This is a genomic window from Ensifer sp. EB106-05-01-XG146, from assembly GCF_058791875.1.
Genome location: NZ_JBYTDX010000002.1, coordinates 969,020 through 990,962 on the forward strand (window position 1 = coordinate 969,020; position 21,943 = coordinate 990,962).

Annotated in this window: 23 protein-coding genes; 14 read left to right on the top strand and 9 right to left on the bottom strand. The window is 61.0% G+C overall.

Going from position 1 to position 21,943, the window contains the following annotated elements; all coding sequences use genetic code 11:
• Positions 1–31: 31 nt before the first annotated feature.
• The 4 genes from AC3WVQ_RS24550 to AC3WVQ_RS24565 all read right to left on the bottom strand — a co-directional run bounded on the left by AC3WVQ_RS24550 (position 32) and on the right by AC3WVQ_RS24565 (position 2,855).
• Positions 32–1,378, bottom strand: coding sequence for a nitric-oxide reductase large subunit (locus AC3WVQ_RS24550; RefSeq protein WP_034790597.1), 1,347 nt, complete (start codon positions 1,376–1,378; stop codon positions 32–34).
• A 24-nt stretch (positions 1,379–1,402) separates the two neighbouring features.
• Positions 1,403–1,855: a c-type cytochrome gene (locus AC3WVQ_RS24555; RefSeq protein ID WP_492383085.1), complete on the bottom strand. Its 453-nt coding sequence runs from the start codon at positions 1,853–1,855 to the stop codon at positions 1,403–1,405.
• Positions 1,856–2,013: 158 nt separating this feature from the next.
• Positions 2,014–2,292 carry a cytochrome C oxidase subunit IV family protein gene (locus AC3WVQ_RS24560; protein ID WP_034790601.1) on the bottom strand — a complete coding sequence of 93 codons (279 nt, stop codon included), beginning with the start codon at positions 2,290–2,292 and terminating at the stop codon, positions 2,014–2,016.
• 5 nt (positions 2,293–2,297) lie between these two features.
• A complete protein-coding gene (locus tag AC3WVQ_RS24565; RefSeq protein WP_089044839.1) occupies positions 2,298–2,855 on the bottom strand; it encodes a cytochrome c oxidase subunit 3 in 558 nt (185 codons plus the stop codon).
• Between the two features lie 122 nt (positions 2,856–2,977).
• Between AC3WVQ_RS24565 and AC3WVQ_RS24570 the strand changes: the two genes are divergently transcribed.
• The 3 genes from AC3WVQ_RS24570 (at position 2,978) to AC3WVQ_RS24580 (ending at position 4,340) form a co-directional block, all read left to right on the top strand.
• Positions 2,978–3,133: a hypothetical protein gene (locus AC3WVQ_RS24570; protein ID WP_492383086.1), complete on the top strand. Its 156-nt coding sequence runs from the start codon at positions 2,978–2,980 to the stop codon at positions 3,131–3,133.
• 78 nt (positions 3,134–3,211) lie between these two features.
• Positions 3,212–3,640: a hemerythrin domain-containing protein gene (locus AC3WVQ_RS24575; protein ID WP_492383087.1), complete on the top strand. Its 429-nt coding sequence runs from the start codon at positions 3,212–3,214 to the stop codon at positions 3,638–3,640.
• Positions 3,641–3,650: 10 nt separating this feature from the next.
• Entirely contained in the window at positions 3,651–4,340 is a 690-nt protein-coding gene (locus AC3WVQ_RS24580) for an NnrU family protein (protein WP_113187775.1), read from the top strand.
• A gap of 1 nt (position 4,341) precedes the next feature.
• On the opposite strand, the gene AC3WVQ_RS24585 is transcribed toward AC3WVQ_RS24580, so the two are convergent.
• Complete coding sequence (locus AC3WVQ_RS24585; protein WP_113293273.1) at positions 4,342–4,932, bottom strand: UbiX family flavin prenyltransferase; 591 nt, start codon at positions 4,930–4,932, stop codon at positions 4,342–4,344.
• A complete protein-coding gene (locus AC3WVQ_RS24590; protein WP_492383088.1) occupies positions 4,929–6,440 on the bottom strand; it encodes a UbiD family decarboxylase in 1,512 nt (503 codons plus the stop codon). Before AC3WVQ_RS24590 ends, AC3WVQ_RS24585 begins: the two co-directional genes overlap by 4 nt.
• Before the next feature lie 115 nt (positions 6,441–6,555).
• Between AC3WVQ_RS24590 and ubiT the strand changes: the two genes are divergently transcribed.
• Genes ubiT through ubiV form a run of 3 tightly spaced genes read left to right on the top strand, consistent with a single transcriptional unit; the run spans position 6,556 to position 8,988 of the window.
• Entirely contained in the window at positions 6,556–7,074 is a 519-nt protein-coding gene (ubiT, locus tag AC3WVQ_RS24595) for a ubiquinone anaerobic biosynthesis accessory factor UbiT (RefSeq protein ID WP_060529036.1), read from the top strand.
• Positions 7,065–8,042 carry a ubiquinone anaerobic biosynthesis protein UbiU gene (gene ubiU, locus AC3WVQ_RS24600; RefSeq protein ID WP_492383089.1) on the top strand — a complete coding sequence of 326 codons (978 nt, stop codon included), beginning with the start codon at positions 7,065–7,067 and terminating at the stop codon, positions 8,040–8,042. Before ubiT ends, ubiU begins: the two co-directional genes overlap by 10 nt.
• 7 nt (positions 8,043–8,049) lie before the next feature.
• A complete protein-coding gene (gene ubiV, locus AC3WVQ_RS24605; protein ID WP_492383090.1) occupies positions 8,050–8,988 on the top strand; it encodes a ubiquinone anaerobic biosynthesis protein UbiV in 939 nt (312 codons plus the stop codon).
• Positions 8,989–9,038: 50 nt separating this feature from the next.
• On the opposite strand, the gene AC3WVQ_RS24610 is transcribed toward ubiV, so the two are convergent.
• Positions 9,039–9,650, bottom strand: coding sequence for an NUDIX domain-containing protein (locus tag AC3WVQ_RS24610; protein WP_492383303.1), 612 nt, complete (start codon positions 9,648–9,650; stop codon positions 9,039–9,041).
• A gap of 192 nt (positions 9,651–9,842) precedes the next feature.
• Complete coding sequence (locus AC3WVQ_RS24615; RefSeq protein ID WP_342242311.1) at positions 9,843–10,829, bottom strand: cyclase family protein; 987 nt, start codon at positions 10,827–10,829, stop codon at positions 9,843–9,845.
• Positions 10,830–10,945: 116 nt separating this feature from the next.
• Between AC3WVQ_RS24615 and AC3WVQ_RS24620 the strand changes: the two genes are divergently transcribed.
• The 8 genes from AC3WVQ_RS24620 (at position 10,946) to AC3WVQ_RS24655 (ending at position 20,660) form a co-directional block, all read left to right on the top strand.
• Positions 10,946–11,842 (top strand): LysR family transcriptional regulator, encoded by an 897-nt coding sequence (locus AC3WVQ_RS24620; RefSeq protein WP_492383091.1) that lies wholly within the window; start codon positions 10,946–10,948, stop codon positions 11,840–11,842.
• Positions 11,843–12,138: 296 nt separating this feature from the next.
• Positions 12,139–13,341, top strand: a complete 1,203-nt coding sequence (locus AC3WVQ_RS24625; RefSeq protein WP_060529031.1) for an HlyD family secretion protein — start codon at positions 12,139–12,141, stop codon at positions 13,339–13,341.
• 70 nt (positions 13,342–13,411) lie between these two features.
• The gene (locus tag AC3WVQ_RS24630; protein ID WP_492383304.1) at positions 13,412–15,004 is read left to right on the top strand and encodes a DHA2 family efflux MFS transporter permease subunit; all 1,593 of its coding nucleotides are present in this window, start codon (positions 13,412–13,414) and stop codon (positions 15,002–15,004) included.
• A 30-nt stretch (positions 15,005–15,034) separates the two neighbouring features.
• Positions 15,035–15,496, top strand: coding sequence for a MaoC family dehydratase (locus tag AC3WVQ_RS24635; protein WP_342242313.1), 462 nt, complete (start codon positions 15,035–15,037; stop codon positions 15,494–15,496).
• 250 nt (positions 15,497–15,746) lie between these two features.
• Positions 15,747–16,936, top strand: a protein-coding gene (locus AC3WVQ_RS24640; RefSeq protein ID WP_112773475.1) for an IS3 family transposase whose coding sequence is annotated in 2 segments (ribosomal slippage) — positions 15,747–15,996 and positions 15,996–16,936 — 1,191 coding nt in all. Because the reading frame shifts where the segments join, the coding sequence is not laid out codon by codon here.
• Positions 16,937–17,158: 222 nt separating this feature from the next.
• Complete coding sequence (locus AC3WVQ_RS24645; RefSeq protein ID WP_082572824.1) at positions 17,159–18,004, top strand: sulfotransferase domain-containing protein; 846 nt, start codon at positions 17,159–17,161, stop codon at positions 18,002–18,004.
• Between the two features lie 241 nt (positions 18,005–18,245).
• Positions 18,246–19,586, top strand: a complete 1,341-nt coding sequence (locus AC3WVQ_RS24650) for a lipopolysaccharide biosynthesis protein (RefSeq protein WP_060529027.1) — start codon at positions 18,246–18,248, stop codon at positions 19,584–19,586.
• Between the two features lie 303 nt (positions 19,587–19,889).
• A complete protein-coding gene (locus tag AC3WVQ_RS24655; RefSeq protein ID WP_492383092.1) occupies positions 19,890–20,660 on the top strand; it encodes a peptidoglycan L,D-endopeptidase MepK in 771 nt (256 codons plus the stop codon).
• A gap of 28 nt (positions 20,661–20,688) precedes the next feature.
• On the opposite strand, the gene AC3WVQ_RS24660 is transcribed toward AC3WVQ_RS24655, so the two are convergent.
• Positions 20,689–21,900, bottom strand: a complete 1,212-nt coding sequence (locus tag AC3WVQ_RS24660) for a glycosyltransferase family 4 protein (RefSeq protein ID WP_060529176.1) — start codon at positions 21,898–21,900, stop codon at positions 20,689–20,691.
• Positions 21,901–21,943: the final 43 nt, after the last annotated feature.

The following is a 21,943-nucleotide window of genomic DNA, read 5'->3' on the forward strand; positions in this document are numbered from 1 at the left end:
GCCGGCGCGGCGAGCCGCGCCGGCTGGGCAGTTATTCAGCGGGTTGGACGACACCGGCGAGCTTCTCGCTACGCTCGCGTCCGGGCACCAGAACGGCCCAGATGAACATCAGCGCCGAGATCAGGACGACGGCACCGGAACCGAGGCGGATCCAGTAGAACAGCGCCAGCTGGTCCTGGACGTCCATGTAGCTTTCGCCGAGCACGCGCTGCAGATGCGCCTGGAGAACACCGGCAAAGGTCAGCGCGAAGGTCATGACCGACATGGCGGTGCACATGATCCAGAAGCTCACCATCGACAGCCACTGGTTATACGGCGCACGGCCGCGGATCTCCGGGATGGCATAGGCCATGACCGCGAGGTTCAGCATCACGTAGGCGCCGAAGAAGGCGAGATGTCCATGGGCCGCGGTCACCTGGGTGCCGTGGGTATAGTAGTTCACCGAAGACAGCGTGTGCAGGAAGCCCCAGACACCAGCGCCGAAGAAGGCCATGACCGAGCAGCCGATCGACCAGAGGAGGGCTGCGCGGTTCGGATGCTTGCGGCCGGCCTTCCAGGTCATCACGAAGGTGAAGACCACCATGGTGAAGAAGGGGGCCACTTCCAGCGTCGAGAACAGCGAACCGATCCACTGCCAGTAGCCCGGCGCGCCGATCCAGTAGTAGTGGTGGCCCGTGCCGAGGATGCCGGAGAAGAGCGCCAGGCCGACGATGACATAGAGCCATTTTTCGACGACCTCGCGGTCGATGCCGTTGAGCTTGATCATCAGGAAGGCGAGCACCGATGCCATGATCAGTTCCCAGACGCCTTCGACCCAGAGATGGACGACGTACCACCAGTACATCTTGTCGAGCGCCAGGTTGATCGGATTGTAGAAAGCGAAGAGGAAGAAGATCGCGACACCCCAAAGCCCGAAGATCAGGATGTTGGTGACGGTCGTCTTGCGGCCTTTCAACACCGTCAGCGTGATGTTGTAGAGGAACATCAGCGCGACGATGACGATACCGACCTTGATCGCGAAGGGCTGCTCGAGGAACTCACGCCCCTCGTGGATGTGCATGAGGTAGCCGACGACGGCAATGGCAGCGGCGATCAGGAAGATCCAGAACTGCGCGATGGCGATCTTCGTGCTGTAGAGCTCGGTTTCTGCCTCTTCCGGCAGCAGGTAGTAGGTCGCGCCCATGAAGCCCATGAGCAGCCAGACGATCAGCGCGTTGGTGTGGACCATGCGCACGATGTTGAAGGGCAGCAGCTCGGAGAGCGTGTTGGGCAGGACGTAGATGGTGCCGGCAAGCACGCCGAACAGCACCTGGGCGAGAAACAGGCCAAGCGCTCCGTAGAAATAGAGCATCGCGACCTTTTGGGTTTGGTATTTCATGGTGTCACACTCCACTCGGTTCGCTTAACCTGCCTCGTTCGGCGGCCAGTTCTGGGTCTTGATGCGGCTCGTCCATTCGAGGAAGTCAGCGAGGTCTTTGAGTTCCTGTTCGGTGAGATTGAACTGCGGCATCTGCCGCCGTCCCTCGATGCCGGTCGGCTGGGCAGCCATCCAGGCCTTAAGCGTATCGCGGGCGCCATCCGGATCGGCCTCGCCGCCGAATCGCTTCCAGACGTTGCCGAGCTCAGGCGCGAAATAGGCGCCCTCGCCGAGAAGCGTGTGGCAGTTGATACAGGAGTTCTTTTCCCAGACGTGTTTGCCGCGGGCGACCGCATCGGTCAGCGTCGTTTCATCCGTCGAAGTCGTCCGCATGTAATAGTGGCTGTGGGCGGTCAGCCCGACGAAGATTGCGAAGAAAAAGAAGGACCCGCCGTAAAAGACGTTACGGGCCCCGGTTTTGGTGAGGCGTTCTGCCATCACGTGGTCCTTTCGATTTCAGTTGGCCGCTGAGAGTGCGGCCGGCTGATCTGATCCCCTCCCCGTGCGGCGCAGCCGGCAACAATCGGGGCGACCTCATGTCTAGGGAAATCGGCGGCGGCTTCTTTGCGTTTCGGCAAACAAGTCCGCGGCTAGCCTCAGCTGATGAAAGCAGTGCTCAGGACCAGCTTCGCTGCAGCGACGAGGACGAGTGCTGCGGGCCAGATCAAAAGGCCAAGACGAAGGGCCGACGGCGCCTGCCGGAGCCCCATGAAATCGAGCGCGACGAACCGGCTTTTGACGATGGCGAGCCCGAGCAACACGACGATGACGAGGGTGGCCGGCCCGGCGACCGCCATCAGCGCCATGCCCGACATCACGGCTACGGCAAGCAGCAGCCAGGTCTTGAACAATTGTCTGGGATTGCGATCGGTCATGGCACTCACACGAGATAGACGAGCGGGAACATCACGATCCAGACCAGATCGATCACGTGCCAGAGCGTGGTGATCAGCTCGACATTGCCGGGTTTCGGTCGCCAGGCAACGATGATGAGCACGAAGGCACCGAAGACGACGTGCAGCAGATGGAAGCCCGTGACGAGAAAATAGAGCTCGAAGAAGGAGCCGAACTGAGGATCGCCGGCAACGCCGGCCTCGGCGCTATATTCGAAGAGCTTGATCCCCACGAAGGCGAAGCCGAAAAGTGCTGCATTCACCAGCGCCCGCCGACGCTGCTTAAGCGATGCACTCGGCCTCGTCGCCAAGGCCGCCTGCCAGCCGCTTGTCAAAAGAACAAGCGTGTTGATACCGGCAAGCAGCGGATCGAGATGCGAGCGGGCGGCGGCAAACGCGTCCGGCTGGAGAAGACCCACAATCAGGAAGCCGACAAGCAGAATACCGAACGCGGCAAGTTCACTCCAGACGAGCACCCAGAGCAGCAAGGCGTCCGTCGTATCCTCTTCCACCGTTGCGGCAATCGGATGACTGCGGGCATCCATGTCAGCGCCTCCGTTCAAAAAACATCGTTCGAGCTAGGCGCGAGCGCGCACCCTGTCTTTGCGATTGAGCAAAGAAGCCGGCAGGGGGCGGGGCTATTGGCTGACAACAAAGGAGCCTTCCGATGACAGACGCACAGATCGGCCTTTCCGTCGCCACCCCCATCATCATCGTCTTCGCCCTCGTGCTCTATCGCATGGGCGTGCTTCAGCGCGGCGCGGCGCTGTCGGCGATCCTCTCCTCCGTTGCGATCGCCATCGTTCTGTTTCTCGATCGCTGATCTGCAGACTTTGAGAAATGTCAAAGAGGATCATTGCCGTCGGGTGTAGTTCGAACCAACACTCAACGGAGCAGATCGATGCAGCAGCAATTTTCAGAACATCACGAGCTGGGGCAGGCTTACCGCGAGCTTTTATCCCTGTGTGATAGCCTCGAGACGCTGGCCGATTCCATCCCGGCCCGCATCGACCTGACGAGCTGCCGCGTGATCCTGACGGAGCTGCCGGAAAAGCTCCGGCGCGTCCACGCGCTGGAGGAAATGATCCTGTTTCCAGCAGTCGAAATTCAGCGGGCAGACGACGGCCGTTACGCCTTGATCGCACGGCTGCGCGCCGAGCATGACCAGGACGATCGGGCAGCCGTCGAGCTGGTACGTGTGCTGAAGGCGGTTCTCGACAACAGGCCATCGCTCAGCTGGGATGCGATCGGCTACATGCTGCGGGGCTTCTTCGAAACTGTTCGCCGCCATGTCGCAACGGAGCGCCTGCTTCTCTGGCGCCATGCGTGAGACAACCGATATGACCTATTTTCTCCTCGCCTTCGCCGTCTTCCTGCTGCTCCATCTGGTGCCGGCCTGGCCGGCGTTACGCCAGGGCCTGATCGACCGGCTCGGTCGCTCGACCTATTTCGCGGTATATTCGCTTCTTTCCGTGCTTGCTCTCGGCTTCGTCTTTCACGCGGCCCTTCAGCTCGATTTCATCCCGCTCTGGGAACCGGCAGCCTGGCAGGCCTGGGTAACCTTCGTGCTGGCGCCACTCGGCATCTTTCTCGTGCTGGCTGGCCTCTTCAGCGAAAACGCGCTGTCGATCTCCATCTATCAGGGAAACGAGCGGCCCGGCGCCATCGTAACGATCACCCGTCACCCGGTGCTCTGGGGCTTCCTGCTCTGGGCCGCCGGTCACATCGTGCCCAATGGCGACTTGCGCGCGCTGGTTCTTTTCGGCGGTTTCGCACTGTTTTCCGCCGGTGGCTTCTTCATGCTTGAAAAGCGTGCCCGCCGGCGTTTGGGTGACGGCTGGCAAGCGGCCTCGAAGGGCACGTCAGTCTGGCCTTTTGCGGCCATCATTCGAGGCGAAACCCGTTTGCGCGCCGATCCCGTGATGATCATCGCCGCCTTTGCCACCGTCGCGATTGCCGTGTGGCTGCTGCTTGGCGGCCACGAGGTCCTGTTCGGCGCCGATCCGCTGCTTCAGGCCACCGTCTCCTAGATCACGATGATTTTTGGTCCTCACCCTGCCAGGCCATAGCCTGCGGGGTGATCGGCAGTGCCAGCAGGTCGATCGCTCGGGCCGCCAGATGGTCGACGATGGCCGAGACGCTCTCAGGCCGATGATAGAAGGCCGGCACCGGCGGCATGATAATCGCCCCCATTTCCGTGACGGCGCACATATTGCGCAGGTGACCGAGATGCAGCGGTGTCTCGCGTGCCATCAGCACCAGCCTGCGCCGCTCCTTCAGATGCACGTCGGCTGCCCGTACCACGAGGTTATCGGCCATGCCGGCAGAGATCGCCGCAAGTGAGCGCATGGAGCACGGCGCGACGATCATGCCGGCCGTCGAAAACGATCCGCTCGCAATCGCCGCGCCGATATCGGCGTGGTCATAGGTCCGCGCGGCCAGACGCAGCAGGGATGGAAGAGCGCCTGCGCCGACCTCATGCGCGAGCGTGCGGTGCGCCGCCGGCGACAGAACCAGATGCAGCTCGACGCTTTCGATTTCGCTGAGCCGCTGCGCGATGCGCACCGCAATCGCAGCACCCGAAGCCCCGGTGACACCGAGGACGATCTTCAACCGGTTCATCGGGTCAGCCCTCCAAGCCCGAGACCGGCCCAGATCGCATCGACCTGACCCACGACCTCCGGCGACATTTCGAGCACCCGCCCCCATTCACGGTCGGTCTCGGCGCCGATCTTGTTGGTGGCGTCGAGCCCGAGCTTGCCACCGAGGCCGGAGCGTGGCGACGCGAAGTCGAGATAGTCGATCGGCGTGCCCTCGATCACGGTCACGTCGCGGCTGGCATCGAAGCGGGTTGCAAGAGCCCACATTACGTCGGACCAGTTGCGCACGTCGATATCCGGGTCGACGGCGATGATCAGCTTGGTGTAGCTGAACTGCGGCAAGACAGACCAAAGCCCCATCATCACGCGCTTGGCCTGACCGGGATAACGCTTGTCGATCGCGACGACCATGGCTCTGTAGGAGCAGGCCTCCGGCGGCAACCAGAGATCGGATATCTCCGGAAACTGCTTGCGAACCAGTGGCACGAACAGCCTGTTCATCGCCTCTCCGAGCCGCGAAGGCTCGTCCGGCGGTCGGCCGGTATAGGTGGAAAGATAGAGCGGATTCCGACGCATGGTGATCGCCGACAGACGCATGACCGGGAACGGCTCCACCGAATTGTAATAGCCGGTATGGTCGCCATAGGGGCCCTCCTCCGCGGTCTTGCTCGCCGAGACCGTACCCTCGATCACGATCTCCGCATTGGCCGGCACTGAAAGTGGCACGGTCTTCGCCTTCACGAGTTGCGTCCTGCCGCGCCGAAGCAGGCCTGAGAAATTCAGCTCGCTCAGTCCGTCCGGCAGCGGCATGACCGCAGAAAGGATCGTCGCTGGGTCGGCACCGATGACGACCGCGATCGGCATGTCCTGACCCAGGCGTTGCCAGAGACGCTGGTGGCGGGCGCCGCCGCGGTGGGCGAGCCAGCGCACGATGGCGCGATCGGGCCCCAGCACCTGCATGCGATAGATCCCGACATTGACATCGAACGGATCATCCGGCGCGCGCGTGATCACCAGTGGCCAGGTAATCAGCGGCGCCGGCTCTCCCGGCCAGCACCATTGAACCGGCAGGCGCCCAAGGTCGATTTCCTGATCGCGCCAGACGACCTCCTGACACAGCGCACGCGTTACCTTTCGTGGCCGCATATACATCGCCGATCGGAGCAGAGGCAGCCGATCCCAGGCGTCGCGCAGCGACTGCGGCGCTCTCGGATCGCGCAGCTCCGCAAGTTCACCCGCAAGCGCATCGAGCCCGCCCGGCGCCAGGCCGAAACCACGCTCGATCCGGCGTTCCGACCCGAAGAGATTGGTCAGAAGCGGGATCGGTTGTGCGGCGCCTGTCGCATCGACCGGCCGCTCGAAGAGAAGCGCCGGCCCGTCGGCGGCAAGCACGCGGCGGTGGATTTCGGTCACCTCATGCACCAGCGAAACCGGTCGCGAAATCCGCTTCAAATCGCCTTCGCGCTCGAGCACGTCGATAAAATCCTGAAGCGTTGCAAAGCCCTTTGACGGGCGAAAGGTCCTGTTCATGGAGCCTGTTTGTGGCGGCGAATGGTCCTTGTCTTTGACGTGGCGCAAACAACGACCGGCAGCAGGCGACTAGCATGCGCCGCATCGTTCGATTCCGACGCTCCACAGGTAGCAAATGACACTTCCGCTCGCGATCACCGCCCCCCTTAGCTTCGTTCCCATCATCGCCATCGAAAGCGTGGTGCAGCGCGTCTTTGCCCGCGTGATCGCGAGCCATCCGGGCCTCTTCGACCGTCTCGCGGATCATGCAGCCAAGCGCTACGCCTTCCAGCCGTCTGACCTGCCGATCGGCTTCCTTGTCGAACCGGCCGTGCCGCGCATCTCCGTACATCGCAAGGAGCGCGCGCCGGTTTCCGATGCCTGCATGGAAGGCGAGCTCGTACTGCTCTTGGCGCTGCTCGAGGGCCGCATCGACGGCGACGCCGTTTTCTTCTCGCGCGATCTTGCCGTCAGCGGCGACATGGAGGCGATGCTGGCGCTGCGCAACGCACTCGACGATTGCGAGATCGACCTTCCAAGCGATCTCGCTGAGATGGCCGGACCGCTGGCGCCGCTCGTGCGTCGCGCGGGAGAACAGATCCGCGAACGGGCGCTTGGCCGCGTTCTCAAGGAGGAGGCTCCCCAATGGAACTGATCTGCCCCGCCGGCACACCCGCTGCCTTCCGCGAAGCCGTCGATGCCGGCGCCGACGCGGTCTATTGCGGCTTTCGCGACGAGACGAACGCCCGCAATTTTCCGGGGTTGAACTTCTCACGCGACGAACTCCGAACGGCAATTGCCTATGCCAAACAGCGCAGGGTGATGACCTTCGTTGCGATCAACACCTTCATGCGCGCCGGCCAGGAGACGCTGTGGCATCAGGCGGTGGATGACGCCGTGGCGCTTGGTGCCGATGCCGTCATCCTCGCCGATTTCGGCCTGATGGCTTATACGGTGGAACGCCATCCGCAGCAGCGGCTGCACGTTTCCGTCCAGGCCTCGGCCTCGAATGCCGACGCCGTGCGCTTCCTCGTCGAGACCTTCGCGGCAAAACGCGTTGTGTTGCCGCGCACCCTGACGATCGCCGACATCGCTCGCCTTGCCAAACAGATCGATTGCGAGATCGAGGTCTTTGCCTTCGGCGGCCTCTGTGTCATGGCCGAGGGGCGCTGTTCGCTTTCTTCCTACGCCACCGGCAAGTCGCCCAACATGAACGGTGTCTGCTCGCCCGCAAGCCACGTGCGCTATCGCCAGGACGGACGCGAGCTGGTGTCTGAGCTCGGCGATTACACGATCAACCGCTTCCCGGCGGGCGAAGCCTCTGGCTATCCGACGCTCTGCAAGGGGCGCTTCGACATTGCGGAGGACCGCGGCTACGCCTTCGAGGACCCGGTTTCACTCGACGTCATGGACCATATCGATGCCCTGCGCAGCGCCGGCGTCAGCGCGCTGAAGATCGAGGGCCGGCAGCGCGGCAAAGCCTATGTCGCCGAGGTCGTGTCAGTGATGCGGCGGGCACTGACCGCCAGCGCCACCGAGCGGCCCGCATTGATGTCGCGGCTGAAGGCGCTCAGCGAAGGCCAGAAGACGACAACAGGCGCCTACGAAAAGCGCTGGAGGTAATCGGCCCATGACCATATCGACAAGCCCATCCAAGCCCGTCCTGAGCCTCGGCCCGGTCTACTATCTCTGGGATGGCCCCAAATGGCGCGATTTTTATTTCCGCATTGCCGACGAAGCGCCGATCGCCCACGTCACGATCGGCGAGGCCGTCTGCTCGAAGCGGCTGCATTTCATCGAGCCCTTTGTCGGCGAGGTCATCGAACGGCTGGAGAATGCCGGCAAGCAAGTAAGCCTCGCCTCGCTCGCGCTGGTGACGCTGGAACGTGAAAGCCAGTTGGTGCGCGGGCTTGTGCGTGACAGCGCCCATCCGATCGAGGTCAATGACCTATCCGCGCTGCACCTGCTTGCCGGCAAGCCGCATTCGATCGGGCCGCTGGTCAACGTCTATAACGGCGCGACCGCCCGGCTCTTGGGGTCGAGGGGCGCGACGAGCATCTGTCTGCCGCCTGAACTGCCGATGACGTCGGTGCGCGGCATTATCGAGGAAAGTCCGGGGGTCGACTTCGAGGTCTTCGCGTTCGGCCGCGTACCGCTGGCGATTTCGGCGCGTTGCGCCCATGCCCGCTCCAAGGGGCTGATCAAGGACAATTGCCAGTTCATCTGCGGCGAAGACCCTGACGGCCTGACCGTCGAGACCCTCGACAGCCAGCCTTTACTGGCGCTGAACGGCGTACAGACCATGTCGCACACCTGCCAGGCGCTGCTGCAGGAACTGCCGGAGCTTGCCGCTGGCGGCGTTTCCCGCATTCGGCTGTCGCCGCAGGATTGCGACATGGCGGCCGTGGCCCGCATCTTCGACGATGTCATCGCCGGGCGATGCTCACCACGTGAAGCACAGGCGGATCTTGGTGGCGTTTACCCAAACAGGCCGTTTTCCAATGGTTTCCACCACCGTCAGACAGGAGCGGCATGGATATCCGCAGACGCTGCTGCAAGGGCAAGGTAGTCGGTTACTGGGAGGTGTCCCGACCGCCGGTTCGGGCGACCGCCATCGCTTCAGCCTGCCGGGACCCCAATGGGCATTGAGCTGGAGAACAGGTTCAAGGCGGCGTACTGCAGGAGCATGATCGTCTTGCCATCGCGGATGGCGCCAGAGCGGATCATGGCAAGCGCCTCGTCTATGCCAAGTTCGAGAACTGCGATATCCTCGCCTTCGTCTTTGTTGCCGCCGCCTTGCGATGTGCGGTCGCCGGGCTGGTACTCGCCAACGAAGAAATGCAGGCGCTCGGTCACCGAGCCTGGGCTCATGAAGGCGTCGAACACCTGTCGCACGTCGTGCACGCGAAAGCCCGTCTCCTCCTCCGTTTCCGCGCGGATGCGCGCTTCCGGTTCGGCGTTGTCGAGCAGTCCCGCCGGGGCCTCGACGAGCAGATCGTCATGGCCGTTAACAAAGGCTGGGTAGCGAAACTGTCGGGTCAGGATCACGGTGCGGCGGACCGGATCGTAGAGCAGGATCGTCGCGCCGTTGCCGCGATCGTAGGTTTCCCGTGATTGCCGCTGCCAGCTCCCGTCCTCGCGCAGAAAGGAAAAGGTGGTTTTCTTCAGGACGTACCAATCATCCGAGAGAATAGTGACGTCTTCCACTTGAATTCGGTGTGCAATGCTCATGCGCCCTCCATTGATAATGGCTGTCATGCGGTCGTGCAATTTCGTGCATTTGTGTGCAATGTCAAGATTTTTCGTGTACGGACGTCGCAATGCGGCAGGGATATCGGGCGGTGTTTGTTGCGGAAACGGCGAGTGCCGCGGGGGCAATCCCGCGGCACTCGGGTCAGCCGATTATGGCCTAACGGCATCTGCCTATCGCAACGGGAAGGCGACCGGCCGGATCGGAGCTGCGTCGGCGCCGCGGAACTTCAAGGACGCACCAACGAAGGCGAACTCGTAGACCCTGTCCTTGGACAGTTGTTCGAGATTGATGAGCTCGATGATCGGAGCGCCTTGCTGCGCGAGCAGGTAGGTATGAACGGGAATGTAGTTGTTTCCCGTTTCGGCCGGGAAGGCTTCGAAGCTCAGGTTATCGGCGCCCACCACCATGGCGCCGCCGTCCTCGACGAGGAACTTTGCCGCGTCGATGCTGAGGCCGGGAGGGTTGCTCATATAGGCGGACTTGTCTTCGTAGTTCTGCATGCGACCCGTGCGGATCAAGGCGACATCGCCCTCCGCCAGCGTCACGCCCTGGCTTTTCAGCGCGTCTTCGAGATCGTTGCGCGTGATCCGGTAGTTGTCGGGCAGCATCTGCATACCTTTCGCTGCCGCGACGTCGATCATCACGCCGCGCGCAACGATCGCCGGCAGTTTTTCGGCGCCGGTGATGGTCCAACCCTGGTCCCCGAGGTGATCGGCGGCGGCATAGCCATTCCAGATCTTGCCGTTCAGGCCGAAGTGATTGAGCGCGTCAATGTGGGTGCCCATGTGGGCATACATAGAAACCGCCGAGCCGGTGTAGCTGACATGGGCGTTCATCTCCTTGCCGACCTTCATCGGATCGGAGACCAGAGTGCCATTCGGCGTGTGCGTCATCCACATCTGGTAGGGCGGGTCCCCGGCCGCCTCCCAGCTGGGCATGCCGATGAAATACTCGACCGCGAGGTCGTAGGACTTGCTGCCCTCTATCCGCGACAAAATGGCGGCGCGGGAATCCGGCGTGATGAGGTTGAGGCGCCCGATCTCGTCCTTCGGTCCCCACGGGCTCTTGCCGACCTCCTGAGCGAAGGCCGTGCCGCCGAAGAGGCTGGCGACGAGAGAAGCGACCAAGACACGCTCCAGGACTGCGGTGTTGAACATGATGAACTCCTTCTTCTGGTCTTCCATCGACATCAGGAAGCTGGGCTCACGATATTGCTAGCGTTGATGCGAATAATCAGCGATGAACGGAAAACATAATTTACTCTGGAGAAAATATGGATCTGCTGGCCGCCATGCGTTCGTTCCGCCGCGTCATCGAGCTTCAGAGCTTCAACAAGGCGGCGGAGGAGCTCGGACAGTCGAACGCGTCGATCAGCAAGCAGGTCCGGCAACTGGAGGAACGGCTCGGGGCCGTGCTTATCGTGCGCACGACCCGGCGCATGAGCCTGTCGGAAAACGGACGCGCCTATTTTTCCGAATGCTGCCGGCTTCTCGACGAGCTCGATCATCTGGAGCGCACCACCTCCGGCGAGGCAGGCGAGATCAACGGCCGGCTCCGGCTCAATGCGCCTCTCTCCTTCGGATTGACCGTGCTTGCGCCGATGCTCGCGCGCTTCATGACGCTTCATCCGCAATTGAAGGTCGACATGACGCTCGACGACCACGTGCTCGACGTCGTTTCGGAAGGCTTTGACGTTTCCATCCGGGTGCGCGCGGCTCTGACGGATTCATCGCTGATCGCCCGGCGGCTCGGCGACATTGGCCAAGTCATCTGCGCCGCCCCGGCCTATCTCGCAGACAATGGCACGCCCGCGACCGTTGCCGATCTCAAGAGTCACCATTGCCTCACCTATCGCCTGGCCGACCAGCCCGGCAGCTGGAGGCTGGAAGGGCCTGACGGCGCCGTCATGATCGACCTGCCGGCACGTTTCGTCGCCAACAACAGCCTGATGCTCAGCGAAATGATTCAGGCGGGCATCGGCATTGGCGTGTTGCCCTCCTTCATCGCCACGCCGTTGCTTGCCGAGGGCAAGCTCTGCCAGGTGCTGCCTGGTCACAAGCTCGCCGAACGCGGCATCTACGCGGTCTATCCTACCAATCGGCTGTTGCTGCCGAAGGTGAAGGCCTTCACCGAGTTTCTGGCAAGCGAGATGCGACAGGCCGGGCTTTAAGGGCTCGGCGTGACAATACCTCAGAACCGAGTCGTGAGGTTCACGCGGAATATGCGCCCCGGTAGCCGCATTGAGATAGCGGTCATGTTCGGCCAACTGAAGATGGCGCGGGCGCCGTCGATCCCGAACGCCTCGTAATCATGTTACCTGGGTGACAGCTCAGATTATGGAATGGCCAAACTTTCCAAATTCGTTTGACAGCAATCGGCGGCGCGAATATTTTGGAAAGCATAACGTTTCCTTATTTGGCCAACCGTTCATTTCGACGCGCGCCGCACCGGTGAAAGGAACCGGAAATGAGCCAGCAGTCATTCAGCATCGAAAATGCCCAGCCCGTGGAACCGATGGAGTCCGTGCCCGGCGTGGAGGCACAGCGGACGCTGCCTGTCATCCCGACTGTGAACGCCACGAACGCTATCGGAACCCGCAGGCGCTGGCTTCGCAATGTGCTTTTCGCATCCGTTGCCATCGCCGCCGTCGCCGGCGCCACCGATTTCGGTTGGGCTTACTGGACGACGGGTCGCTTCGAGGTGTCGACCGACGACGCCTATGTGAAGGCCGATAGCACGACCATTGCCCCGAAGGTCTCGGGCCATATCGCCGAGGTACTGGTCACCGACAACCAGCAGGTCAAGGCCGGACAGGTTCTCGCCCGCATCGACGATCGCGACTTCACGGTCAGCCTCGAACAGACCAGGGCCGGCGTCGAAGCCGCCGAGGCCAATATCGCAAACAAGCAATCGGCTCTCATCGCACAGCAATCCGTGATCGATTCGGCCAAGGCGACGGTCGAGGCCGACAAGGCGGATCAGACATTCGCCGAGCAGGACGACAGGCGCTATTCGGAGCTCGCAAGGCAAGGCTTCGGCACCCTGCAGAACGCGCAACAGGCGGCCTCACGCATTGCCGCTGCAAGGGCCGCGGTGACGCGCGACACGGCAGCGCTCGCAAGCGCGGTCAAGCAGCTCGACGTGATCAAAGCCGAAGTCGCACAGGCAAAGGCCGCGCTCGACAGCGCGAAAGCGGCCGAGCATCAGGCCGAGCTCAACCTATCCTACACCGCGCTCGCAGCACCGATCGACGGCGTGATCGGCAACCGCACCTTGCGCGTCGGCCAATATGTGCAGGCCGGAACGCAGCTGATGGCAGTCGTTCCCACGCACGCGGCCTACATCGTTGCCAACTACAAGGAAACACAGCTTGCCGATGTCGTTCCCGGCCAGACCGTGGCGATAGAGGTGGACACCTTCCCGGGCCAGGTCTTCGAGGGCCACGTCGACAGCATCTCGCCGGCAAGCGGCCAGGAATTTGCGCTGCTGCCGCCCGACAATGCGACGGGAAACTTCACCAAGGTGGTGCAGCGCATCCCCGTCAAGATCGTGATCAATCGCGACAGTCCGCTCGACGTGGTGCTGCGGCCCGGCATGTCCGTCTACCCGACGATCGACACCCGAACCGCAGGAACGGCGGTGGCCGCCGTGTCGGCAAGCATAAACTGAAGGACGCTCAGGCGCCGTTCCCAGCTTTGAGGGCTGGCAGGAGGATGCAATGTCCACCACCACGATGCCCATGGTTTCACCCGGCGTGCGTGAGCCCGCAGCAACGTCGCCCGACAAGGCAAGTACGACGGCCTGGATTTCCGTTCTTGCCGGCCTGATCGGCGCCTTCATGGCGATCCTCAACATCCAGATTACCAACGCCTCGCTGCTCGATATCGAAGGCGGCATCGGTACCGGCGTCGACAACGGCGCCTGGATATCGACCTCGTATCTCATCGGCGAAATCGTCGCGATCCCGCTCACCGACTATTTGAGCCGCGTCTTCTCGTTCCGGCGCTATATGCTGACGAACGCCATCCTGTTTCCGCTGTTTTCGGCGGCCTGTGCGTTTGCCCATGATCTAGGCTCGATGATTGCGCTGCGCGGTCTGCAGGGTTTTGCCGGCGGCGTGCTCATTCCGATGGCCTTCACCATGGTGTTGACCCGCCTGCCCAAAGCGCAGCAGCCGCTCGGCCTGGCGCTGTTTGCGCTCTCGGTCACCTTCGCCCCGGCGATTGGCCCGACGATCGGCGGCTATCTCACCGAGAATTATGGCTGGCAGTCGATCTTCTTCGTCAACGCCCCGCCGAGCCTGGTGATGGTAATTGCGCTCTACTTCACCCTTGAGAAGAAGCCGATGCAATTGTCCCTGCTCAAGGAGGGCGATTGGGCCGGCATTATTACCATGGCCATCGGCCTTTCGGCGCTACAGACGGTTTTGGAGGAAGGCAACAAGGACGACTGGTTCCAATCGCCGTTCATCGTCAAGCTCGCTTTGACGGCGGCCGTGTTCCTGATCGCCTTCATCATCATAGAGCTCAAGGTCGAAAAGCCACTGGTGCAATTACGCCTGCTCAAGCAACGCAATTTCGGGGTCGGCGTTCTCGTCAACGTGCTTGTCGGCGTCGCCCTGTTCGGCACGGTCTACATCCTGCCGCAGTATCTCGGCCAGGTGCAGCGCTACAATGCCGAGCAGATTGGCCTCGTGCTTGCCTGGACCGGGCTGCCGCAGCTTCTCATCATCCCGCTCGTGCCGGCGCTGATGAAGCGGTTCGACGTGCGCTACATCGGTTTCGTCGGCATAAGCATCTTCGCGGCCAGCTGTTTCATGAACACGACGCTGTCGCTGGACAGTGCCGGCGACCAGTTCTTCATCCCGAATATCGTACGCGCCATCGGTCAGGCGCTGGTGCTGACGCCGATCACGGTGATCACCACCGCCCGTATCGCTCCAAGCGATGCGGCAGCCGCCTCGGGCCTGTCGAACATGCTGCGCAATCTCGGCGGCGCCGTCGGCACGGCCACCCTTGCGACGGTGCTGACCAAGCGTGAGCAGTTTCACTCGAACATCATCGGCCAGTCGGTGACTGTCTATCGCGACGAAGTCCGCGACCGGATCGGCGATCTGACGCGGCATTTCATGGCGCATGGCGTCACCGATGCCGCCGTCGCACAGCACAAGGCGATCGCCGTGATCGGTGCTACGGTTCGCCGGCAGGCGCTGATCCTCGGTTTCAGTGATACCTTCGCGGTGATCGGGATCGTGCTGGCGCTTGCAGCCATCGCGCTGCTCTTTACCCGAAAGATCCAACTCGGCGGCGCCGGCGCGGGTGGCACACACTAATTTGAAGATACGATGGAGGGAGGAAGGCCCATGCAAGGTTCCAGACCGGGTAGTCTCTATCTGGAGGATCTTCACGTCGGACAACGCTTTACCAGCGCGACGCATACGGTCGACGAGGCGCAGATCAAGACTTTTGCCGCACAGTTCGACCCGCAGCCGTTTCATCTGGACGAGGCGGCCGCCAGTGACACGCTCTTCAAGGGCCTGGCCGCAAGCGGGTGGCACACGGCGGCGATCACGATGCGGCTGAACGTGGAGACCGGCCTGCCTTTCGCCGGTGGCCTCATCGGCGCGGGGGGAGACATCACTTGGCCGGCCCCGACGCGGCCCGGCGATACCCTGCATGTCGAAAGCGAGGTGGTCGAGATCATTCCCTCGCGCTCGAAACCCGACCGCGGCATCGCCGTCGTCGTCAGCCAGACGATCAACCAGCGCAACGAGGTCGTGCAGATCCTCAAGGCGAAGCTCGTCGTCGTGCGAAAGCCGAGCTGAAGCGACTGTCTGGATTTTCTGTTGTCACGGTCGTATTTTCTCAACCGATGCCGCGCTCAGCCGGGCAACATACAGAGCAGGCTGCGCAAGCAAGCCTCAAATGACAAGAATGATCTATGCCACCGAACAAACGAGCGTTACTTGAGCGGTCCATTTGCTTTGTTGCCCTCTGGTGTCTTTTCCTGCTGACCTTGCCCCGTTGAAATAATCCATTTTGAAGTAAGCTCTGGCCCATTGAGAGGACCAGGGAATGAAGCGCAACCGTTTCACAGACGAACAGATCATCGTCATTTTGAAGGAGCACGAGGCTGGCACGCCCGTCTCGGAGCTTTGCCGCAAGCACGGCGTCAGCGATGCCAGCATCTATAAATGGAAGGCCAAATTCGGCGGCATGGACGTATCCGAAGCCAAGCGGCTGAAGACGCTGGAAGACGAGAACACGAAGCTGAAACGGCTCCTGGCAGATGCGATGCTCGACAATGCGGCCTTGAAAGACCTTTTGGGAAAGAAGTGGTGACGCCCGCAGCAAGGCGGAAAGCTGTCGCTCATCTGATGGATCACCACCAGATGAGCGAACGGCGGGCGTGTAAAGCCATCGGCTTTTGCCGGATGATGATCCGTTACGAAACCAGGCGCAGCGATGACCATGACCTTCGCGAGCGGATGAAGGCGCTGGCGCATGAACGCCGCCGCTTTGGATATCGACGCCTTCATGTGCTGCTCAGGCGTGAGGGTCACCTTGTGAACCACAAGCGGCTCTTCCGGCTCTATCGGGAAGAGAAGCTGACGGTGCGCAAGCGCGGCGGTCGGAAACGAGCGATAGGCACACGAGCACCGATGCTGATCCCGCTTGCCGCCAATGATCGCTGGTCACTGGACTTCGTGTCGGATCAACTCACCGATGGCCGCAGGTTCCGGATTCTGACGGTCGTCGACGATTGCACCAGGGAATGCCTGGCTCTCGTCGCCGACACGTCGCTCTCCGGCCTGCGGGTCGCCCGTGAGCTGGATCGGATCATCGAGGGACGAGGCAAGCCGAAGATGATCGTCAGCGACAATGGCAGTGAGTTCACCAGTAACGCGATCCTGCAATGGACGGATCGGAGCAAGGTGGATTGGCACTACATCGCGCCGGGCAAGCCGATCCAGAACGCCTTCATCGAAAGCTTCAATGGGCGGCTGCGCGACGAGCTCTTGAATGAGACGCTCTTCTCGTCACTGGCCCATGCTCGATCGGCGCTTTCAAACTGGCGCAGCGATTACAACGATCATCGACCACACTCTGGACTCGGCTGGATGACACCTGCCGAGTTCGCTCAGACAATCAACCCGCGACGTGATGCGGTGCTGCGCAGCCGGAATGGCTCCGCACCGCAACCCGCCGCTACCGCCCCCAATACAGCAACCCAAAACCGCTGGAGCAAACTCAAAACTGGATAAAACTTGGGGGCAAGGTCACTGCTTGTCGGGGCGGCAGCTTTTCGGCGCCCGTGACGGTCCGGCCCTGGTCTCCGAGGTGACCGATCGTCGCATAGCCATTCCGTTCTGATTTCCCGTCGCATTCAATTCTAGAACCGCAGCTAGATTCCCGATCGCTGTTGAAGTACATTCTGTTTTAGCCGCTGCGGGGACGGTCTTCAGCGCGCGATCAGGGGGATGCGGATGAGCAGCATTCTGAAGCGTGTTGCCAGGCGAATACGCAAGCGTATGAGCCTAACCTCTCATGCGATATCGGCGGACGCTTTTCTGATTTCCTACCCGAAATCAGGAAGGACTTGGTTTCGCTTCCTCCTGTCTCAATACTTCGCTGGGGTCGCCGGCGAAGGCGAAGCCGTAAATCTTCACAACATGTTTTCGATTATCCCCAACTATGATCTCGATGGGATAAGAGGCATTCCCGCATTTCGCTTCGAAAATGGTCAGATCCCGAAAATCTTGGTCAGCCATCTCGAGTACCGAACGAGCCATTTCCTCATGCGTCCAGCAATCTTGATGATCAGGGACCCTCGCGACGTGCTGGTATCAGCCTACTTCCATGCGACGCGACACAAGCATCGCTTCGACGGTAATATTGACGCGTTTATTGAAGATGCCATCCAAGGTGCTCCTAGCCTGATAGATTACCTTAACGGCTGGGCGAGCGGCTTGCAGCGCCGGAGGCACCATATTCTCAGCTACGAGGACCTTTCTGCAGATCCAAGCCGCCACACGCGCAACGTTCTTCAGTTTCTAGGTTGCACGGTCGATGACGTCAACCTCGAAAAGGCGGTGCGTGCGGCGCAGTTTGATGCGATGCAAAGCCGCGAGCGCGTTGAGGGAATACCCGCTCACGATTACGACCGCAGCGATGACGAAAGCCTGCGCATGCGTCGAGGAAAAGCGCATGGGTTTATGGATTATCTAAGCGCGAAACAGGCGGAGCGTATTCTCCAACTATGTCGATTACGGCTTTCACCGGGTGCAAAAGACCTGGTTTCCCATTCAGGCCTCGACTTGCGCTCGACTTGATCGCGCGGGTACATTTATAGGCGCTGTCACGATGCTCCAAATCGCATCACTGCGAGTATATATTCGGATGCCGCGCTACTCTGGAGAATGATCTCATGATTTCGGCGCCTGATGACACCATAGTACAACTACGAATTTATAGATTATTGCATTTGTGAATATCCTAGCGGATTACTGCTAACGGCTTACCGAAAATTTTTGTCGCTCGCCAGCATGGCTGGCATTGCACTCTGGAACGCGCGTGACCATCCGCAAGAAACTCCGACGCGCCAGGCAGGCGTTCAAAGAAGTCTTAAGTAAAGAAAGGAGCCTAAAGGATAGGCTGCAGGCGGTTGCGCATCTGCTGGCCGGCAACTTCCTTGGCTCAATAGTAGGGCTCGCCGGTTTCGCTTTGACCGCACGGGCGCTCGGCCCGGCCGACTACGGCACCTTGGCGCTATGCTTTGCCTTCACCCGAGCGGTCGAGCGACTTGTCAGCTTTCAGTCCTGGCAGCCGCTCATCAAGTTCGGAGCCGAAGCGAAGGAGGCCGGGCGCGACGGTGATCTGCGAGCAATCCTGAAGTTCGGGTTGCTGCTTGATGTGGCAGCTGCAATCGCAGCCTGCCTCATAGCGATCATGCTGGTTCTTTTCGCTGCTCCTTTCATGGGCGTTTCGGAGCAAATCAAGGGATTGGCTTTTGTCTATTGCTTTGTCCTGCCTTTCCAGATTTCCGGCATGCCGACCGCCGTCCTCAGGCTGTTCGGTAGGTACGCGTCACTTGCCTATGGCCAGGTAATATCCAGCCTCTTGCGTGTCGCCCTTTGTTTTCTCGGCTATATTGCCGGGGCGGGACTCTTCGAGTTCGCATTGATCTGGATGGCCACACAGATCTTGAACTCCATCTCGCTGGTTGCCTTTTGTCTCCTTGCCCTCAAACGCGAAGGCCTGCTTTCCGGGCTGGCATCGGTCTCGCTGGCGCGGCTCCGAACGCGCTTTCCCGGGCTGTGGCGTTTCGCGATCTCGGCGAATGTGTCGCTTACCATTCGCGCCAGCGCCAATGAGCTCGACACGCTGCTTGTTGGCTATCTCGCCGATCCGACTTCAGCCGGAATGTTTCATATCGCCAAGCGTCTCGGCCGACTTGCACAACAGGCTGGGGTGCAGGTCCAGGCCGTCCTCTATCCTGAGCTCGCTCGTGTGTGGGTCTCAGGCGTCCATTCCGAGTTCCGTCGCGCGGTGTCGCAGACGCAATGGCTACTTCTTGCATTTGGCGTCGCGATGATCATCGGTTTCTACCTTGGCATTGAACCGGTGTTGAAATGGACGGCGGGGCCACAATTCGCCGGCGCCGCACCCCTTGTGATGGTTCAGTCCATTGCAGTAACCCTTACGCTGGTCGGGGCCGTCTTTCGTTCGGCGCTTCTGGCGATGGGTGAGGAGAACAAGATCCTCTCGAGCGTACTCGTCGCGGTTGTCGGATTCTACGCCACGGCATTGATTTTTATCCCACAATTAGGTGCTATGGGAGCCAATATCGCCCATATCGTCATGTCAGTTATCTGGCTGCTGGGAATGTACGTCGCTTATCGCCGGCGCGCTTAGGAGAATACGTCCCGTCTCGGTTGTATACCGCCCTCAATCGGGATCGTGGTGCGTCTCCGGCGGCGCGATGTGCCGTCGGCCGGTCTGGCCTCATCTGTGCGCCGGCCGGCAAGACCGGGTCCGGCAGAAGGAACCTCATTTGCCGGCCGGCGCTTAGGTCGGCCTAGCGCTTGGGTCGGCCATGCGCAGTGTTTGCCCCGGTACGCGAAGCGATTGCCCGGCAAATCCTCGGCACTCGCATCCCAATGCCGCCGCCCGGCAACTCCTTCAGACACTTCAAGGCGCCGCAACGAGCCGGCCCGCATGTTTGCTCGTCTGCTTGATCTCGTCTGGGAAGGCTATCTGCCCAACGGCGCGACATACTACATAGATGTCGTCTCCGCCTACCGGTCGCCGACCACCGACAACATGCTCCGCGGACGTTCGCGCATTTCCGGTGTCGCCAAAAACGGCCAGCATACGCTCGGCACCGCGATGCACTTCTTCCTCCAAGGGACACCAAACTGGCGGCATTGCAGATGCAGGTCGGCGGCGTTGGTTACCATCCCACATCGGGCGCGCCCTTTCGTCCATCTCCGATGTGGGGCTAGTGCGCGCGTGACCGCGCATGTCGCGCCAGGAATTGGTCGAGATCTTCCCGAATGGCAAGACTTTGCATGTTCCGGCCGACGTGAAGCCGCTTCCGGAATACAATGTCTCCACGACACTACGAGCGTGGGTGAGTTCGACCTCCTTTGCGGCCGCAAGTTTAACCGGTCCGTCGCGTTCGAACGATTATCAGCCTCCTCTGCGCTTGCGACAGCGTCACTTCCAACGTTGCCGCAGCCGTCCGCTGCTGGTGAGGACGATGAACCGGCGGTGAGGTGCCTTCCGGCATGCCGGCCTGGAAGTTCGAGCAGCTGGTTTTGCCGGCTGGGCTGCGAGGTTCTGTCGCAAGCGCCGACGACACGAGGCGTGATGCGCAGCGGACGTGGGCATTCAGCGAGCCCATTGGGTTCAACACGGAACGCTTCGGAGGAGACGGTTGATCCGCGGCAACAATCGCTCGGTCATAAAGATCGAACCTGTTCATGAATGGCTCCGGTGCCGGGCGGTTCATTGCCTATAAGCCTTCGCTGCCTCTCCGGCAGGCTAAGGAATCTCCTTCCTGCGACAAAGAGATCGTAAATTCGGTTCTATGGTTCAAAGCGGATCGCGCGATTGTGTCCCACTGAGCGAGTATGTTCTCGGCTGAATATTTTCTTGCACTGGCTTCCGCATTCGCGCCAAGTCGAGCCCTGAGAGCGTCGTTCTCGAGAACATTGGACAGCGCTTCGGCAAGTGCATCGACGTCGCCATTGGAAACGAGGATCCCGTTTTCCCCGTCGCGCACCATGTCCGTCGGCCCCCATTCGCATGCGAAGGAAACCACGGGTACGCCGGAGGCCATAGCTTCAAGCAACGCTATGCCCCATCCTTCGTAGCGTGATGATAGGACGAAGACGTCGGCAGTCTCCACCCAGAGCCCTGGGCGCGCTGTGACGCCGGGCAACTCCACTCTCTCAGTCAATCCAAGTTGATCGCGCAAGTCTTCCAGCTCTTTTCTGGCTTCGCCCTCCCCCCAAATGACTAGCTTCCAGTCAGGGTGTTTAGGGGCGACTTTTGCGAAGGCTTGCAACAACAAATCGAAACCTTTTTGCCACGTCAAGCGTCCGACCGCGGTCAAAGTATTATTGCCACGCCGTTTTTTCCACCCGCTGGGTAGATTGACGGCATTGGCGATCACCCAACCCTTCCGACGAACCTCCCATGGGAAGTAGTCGAGGGCGCCACTTGTCATCGTGACGAGCCCGAACGCACGCGGATACAATCGCGCCTGAAGCCACTTCCAAAGCGGGCCGAACGGCTGCAACTCCGGATTATTGCGCTCGGATACGACAACGGGATATGGCAGGCCGGTGGTGGCCAACAATGCCAACACGTTCGTCCGGGTAAGAAAGCTAAGCACAAAGTCGGGACGTGAGCGCCTTATGGCGGCGCGCAACCGCTGGATTCTCCTCGTCACCAACCACGCGGCCTGCAGCTTCGATGCCTTTTGCGGCGGCAAACCGATTCGCTCGATGGAGACGCTGGGATCAAACTCATAATAGGGCTTGGCTGCCGGCGCTTCCTGGGTAATTAGTGTTACGACACAGCCAATGCGAACCCAATGGTTTGCAACAAGGCTTACCACATGTTCGGTTCCACCTGCACCGAGTGCTGGAACGATAATAGATATCCTTGCACCGGACACGGGCAGGCCACTAACAGCCTCGACATTCGCCCCGGAACTCAATTTTTACAGCCCTCCATCATCTCAACGTACTCAACATTATCGA

Excerpts from the sequence above, each read along its gene's own strand:
- AC3WVQ_RS24570 (WP_492383086.1), top strand. The coding sequence starts at position 2,978 with ATGACAGACGCACAGATCGGCCTTTCCGTCGCCACCCCCATCATCATC.
- AC3WVQ_RS24555 (WP_492383085.1), bottom strand. The coding sequence starts at position 1,855 with ATGGCAGAACGCCTCACCAAAACCGGGGCCCGTAACGTCTTTTACGGC.
- AC3WVQ_RS24610 (WP_492383303.1), bottom strand. The coding sequence starts at position 9,650 with ATGAGCATTGCACACCGAATTCAAGTGGAAGACGTCACTATTCTCTCG.
- AC3WVQ_RS24580 (WP_113187775.1), top strand. The coding sequence starts at position 3,651 with ATGACCTATTTTCTCCTCGCCTTCGCCGTCTTCCTGCTGCTCCATCTG.
- AC3WVQ_RS24625 (WP_060529031.1), top strand. The coding sequence starts at position 12,139 with ATGAGCCAGCAGTCATTCAGCATCGAAAATGCCCAGCCCGTGGAACCG.
- AC3WVQ_RS24630 (WP_492383304.1), top strand. The coding sequence starts at position 13,412 with ATGGTTTCACCCGGCGTGCGTGAGCCCGCAGCAACGTCGCCCGACAAG.
- AC3WVQ_RS24585 (WP_113293273.1), bottom strand. The coding sequence starts at position 4,932 with ATGAACCGGTTGAAGATCGTCCTCGGTGTCACCGGGGCTTCGGGTGCT.
- AC3WVQ_RS24560 (WP_034790601.1), bottom strand. The coding sequence starts at position 2,292 with ATGACCGATCGCAATCCCAGACAATTGTTCAAGACCTGGCTGCTGCTT.
- ubiV (WP_492383090.1), top strand. The coding sequence starts at position 8,050 with ATGACCATATCGACAAGCCCATCCAAGCCCGTCCTGAGCCTCGGCCCG.
- AC3WVQ_RS24620 (WP_492383091.1), top strand. The coding sequence starts at position 10,946 with ATGGATCTGCTGGCCGCCATGCGTTCGTTCCGCCGCGTCATCGAGCTT.
- AC3WVQ_RS24655 (WP_492383092.1), top strand. The coding sequence starts at position 19,890 with ATGTTTGCTCGTCTGCTTGATCTCGTCTGGGAAGGCTATCTGCCCAAC.
- ubiT (WP_060529036.1), top strand. The coding sequence starts at position 6,556 with ATGACACTTCCGCTCGCGATCACCGCCCCCCTTAGCTTCGTTCCCATC.
- AC3WVQ_RS24550 (WP_034790597.1), bottom strand. The coding sequence starts at position 1,378 with ATGAAATACCAAACCCAAAAGGTCGCGATGCTCTATTTCTACGGAGCG.
- AC3WVQ_RS24575 (WP_492383087.1), top strand. The coding sequence starts at position 3,212 with ATGCAGCAGCAATTTTCAGAACATCACGAGCTGGGGCAGGCTTACCGC.
- ubiU (WP_492383089.1), top strand. The coding sequence starts at position 7,065 with ATGGAACTGATCTGCCCCGCCGGCACACCCGCTGCCTTCCGCGAAGCC.
- AC3WVQ_RS24645 (WP_082572824.1), top strand. The coding sequence starts at position 17,159 with ATGAGCAGCATTCTGAAGCGTGTTGCCAGGCGAATACGCAAGCGTATG.
- AC3WVQ_RS24615 (WP_342242311.1), bottom strand. The coding sequence starts at position 10,829 with ATGTTCAACACCGCAGTCCTGGAGCGTGTCTTGGTCGCTTCTCTCGTC.
- AC3WVQ_RS24590 (WP_492383088.1), bottom strand. The coding sequence starts at position 6,440 with ATGAACAGGACCTTTCGCCCGTCAAAGGGCTTTGCAACGCTTCAGGAT.
- AC3WVQ_RS24565 (WP_089044839.1), bottom strand. The coding sequence starts at position 2,855 with ATGGATGCCCGCAGTCATCCGATTGCCGCAACGGTGGAAGAGGATACG.
- AC3WVQ_RS24635 (WP_342242313.1), top strand. The coding sequence starts at position 15,035 with ATGCAAGGTTCCAGACCGGGTAGTCTCTATCTGGAGGATCTTCACGTC.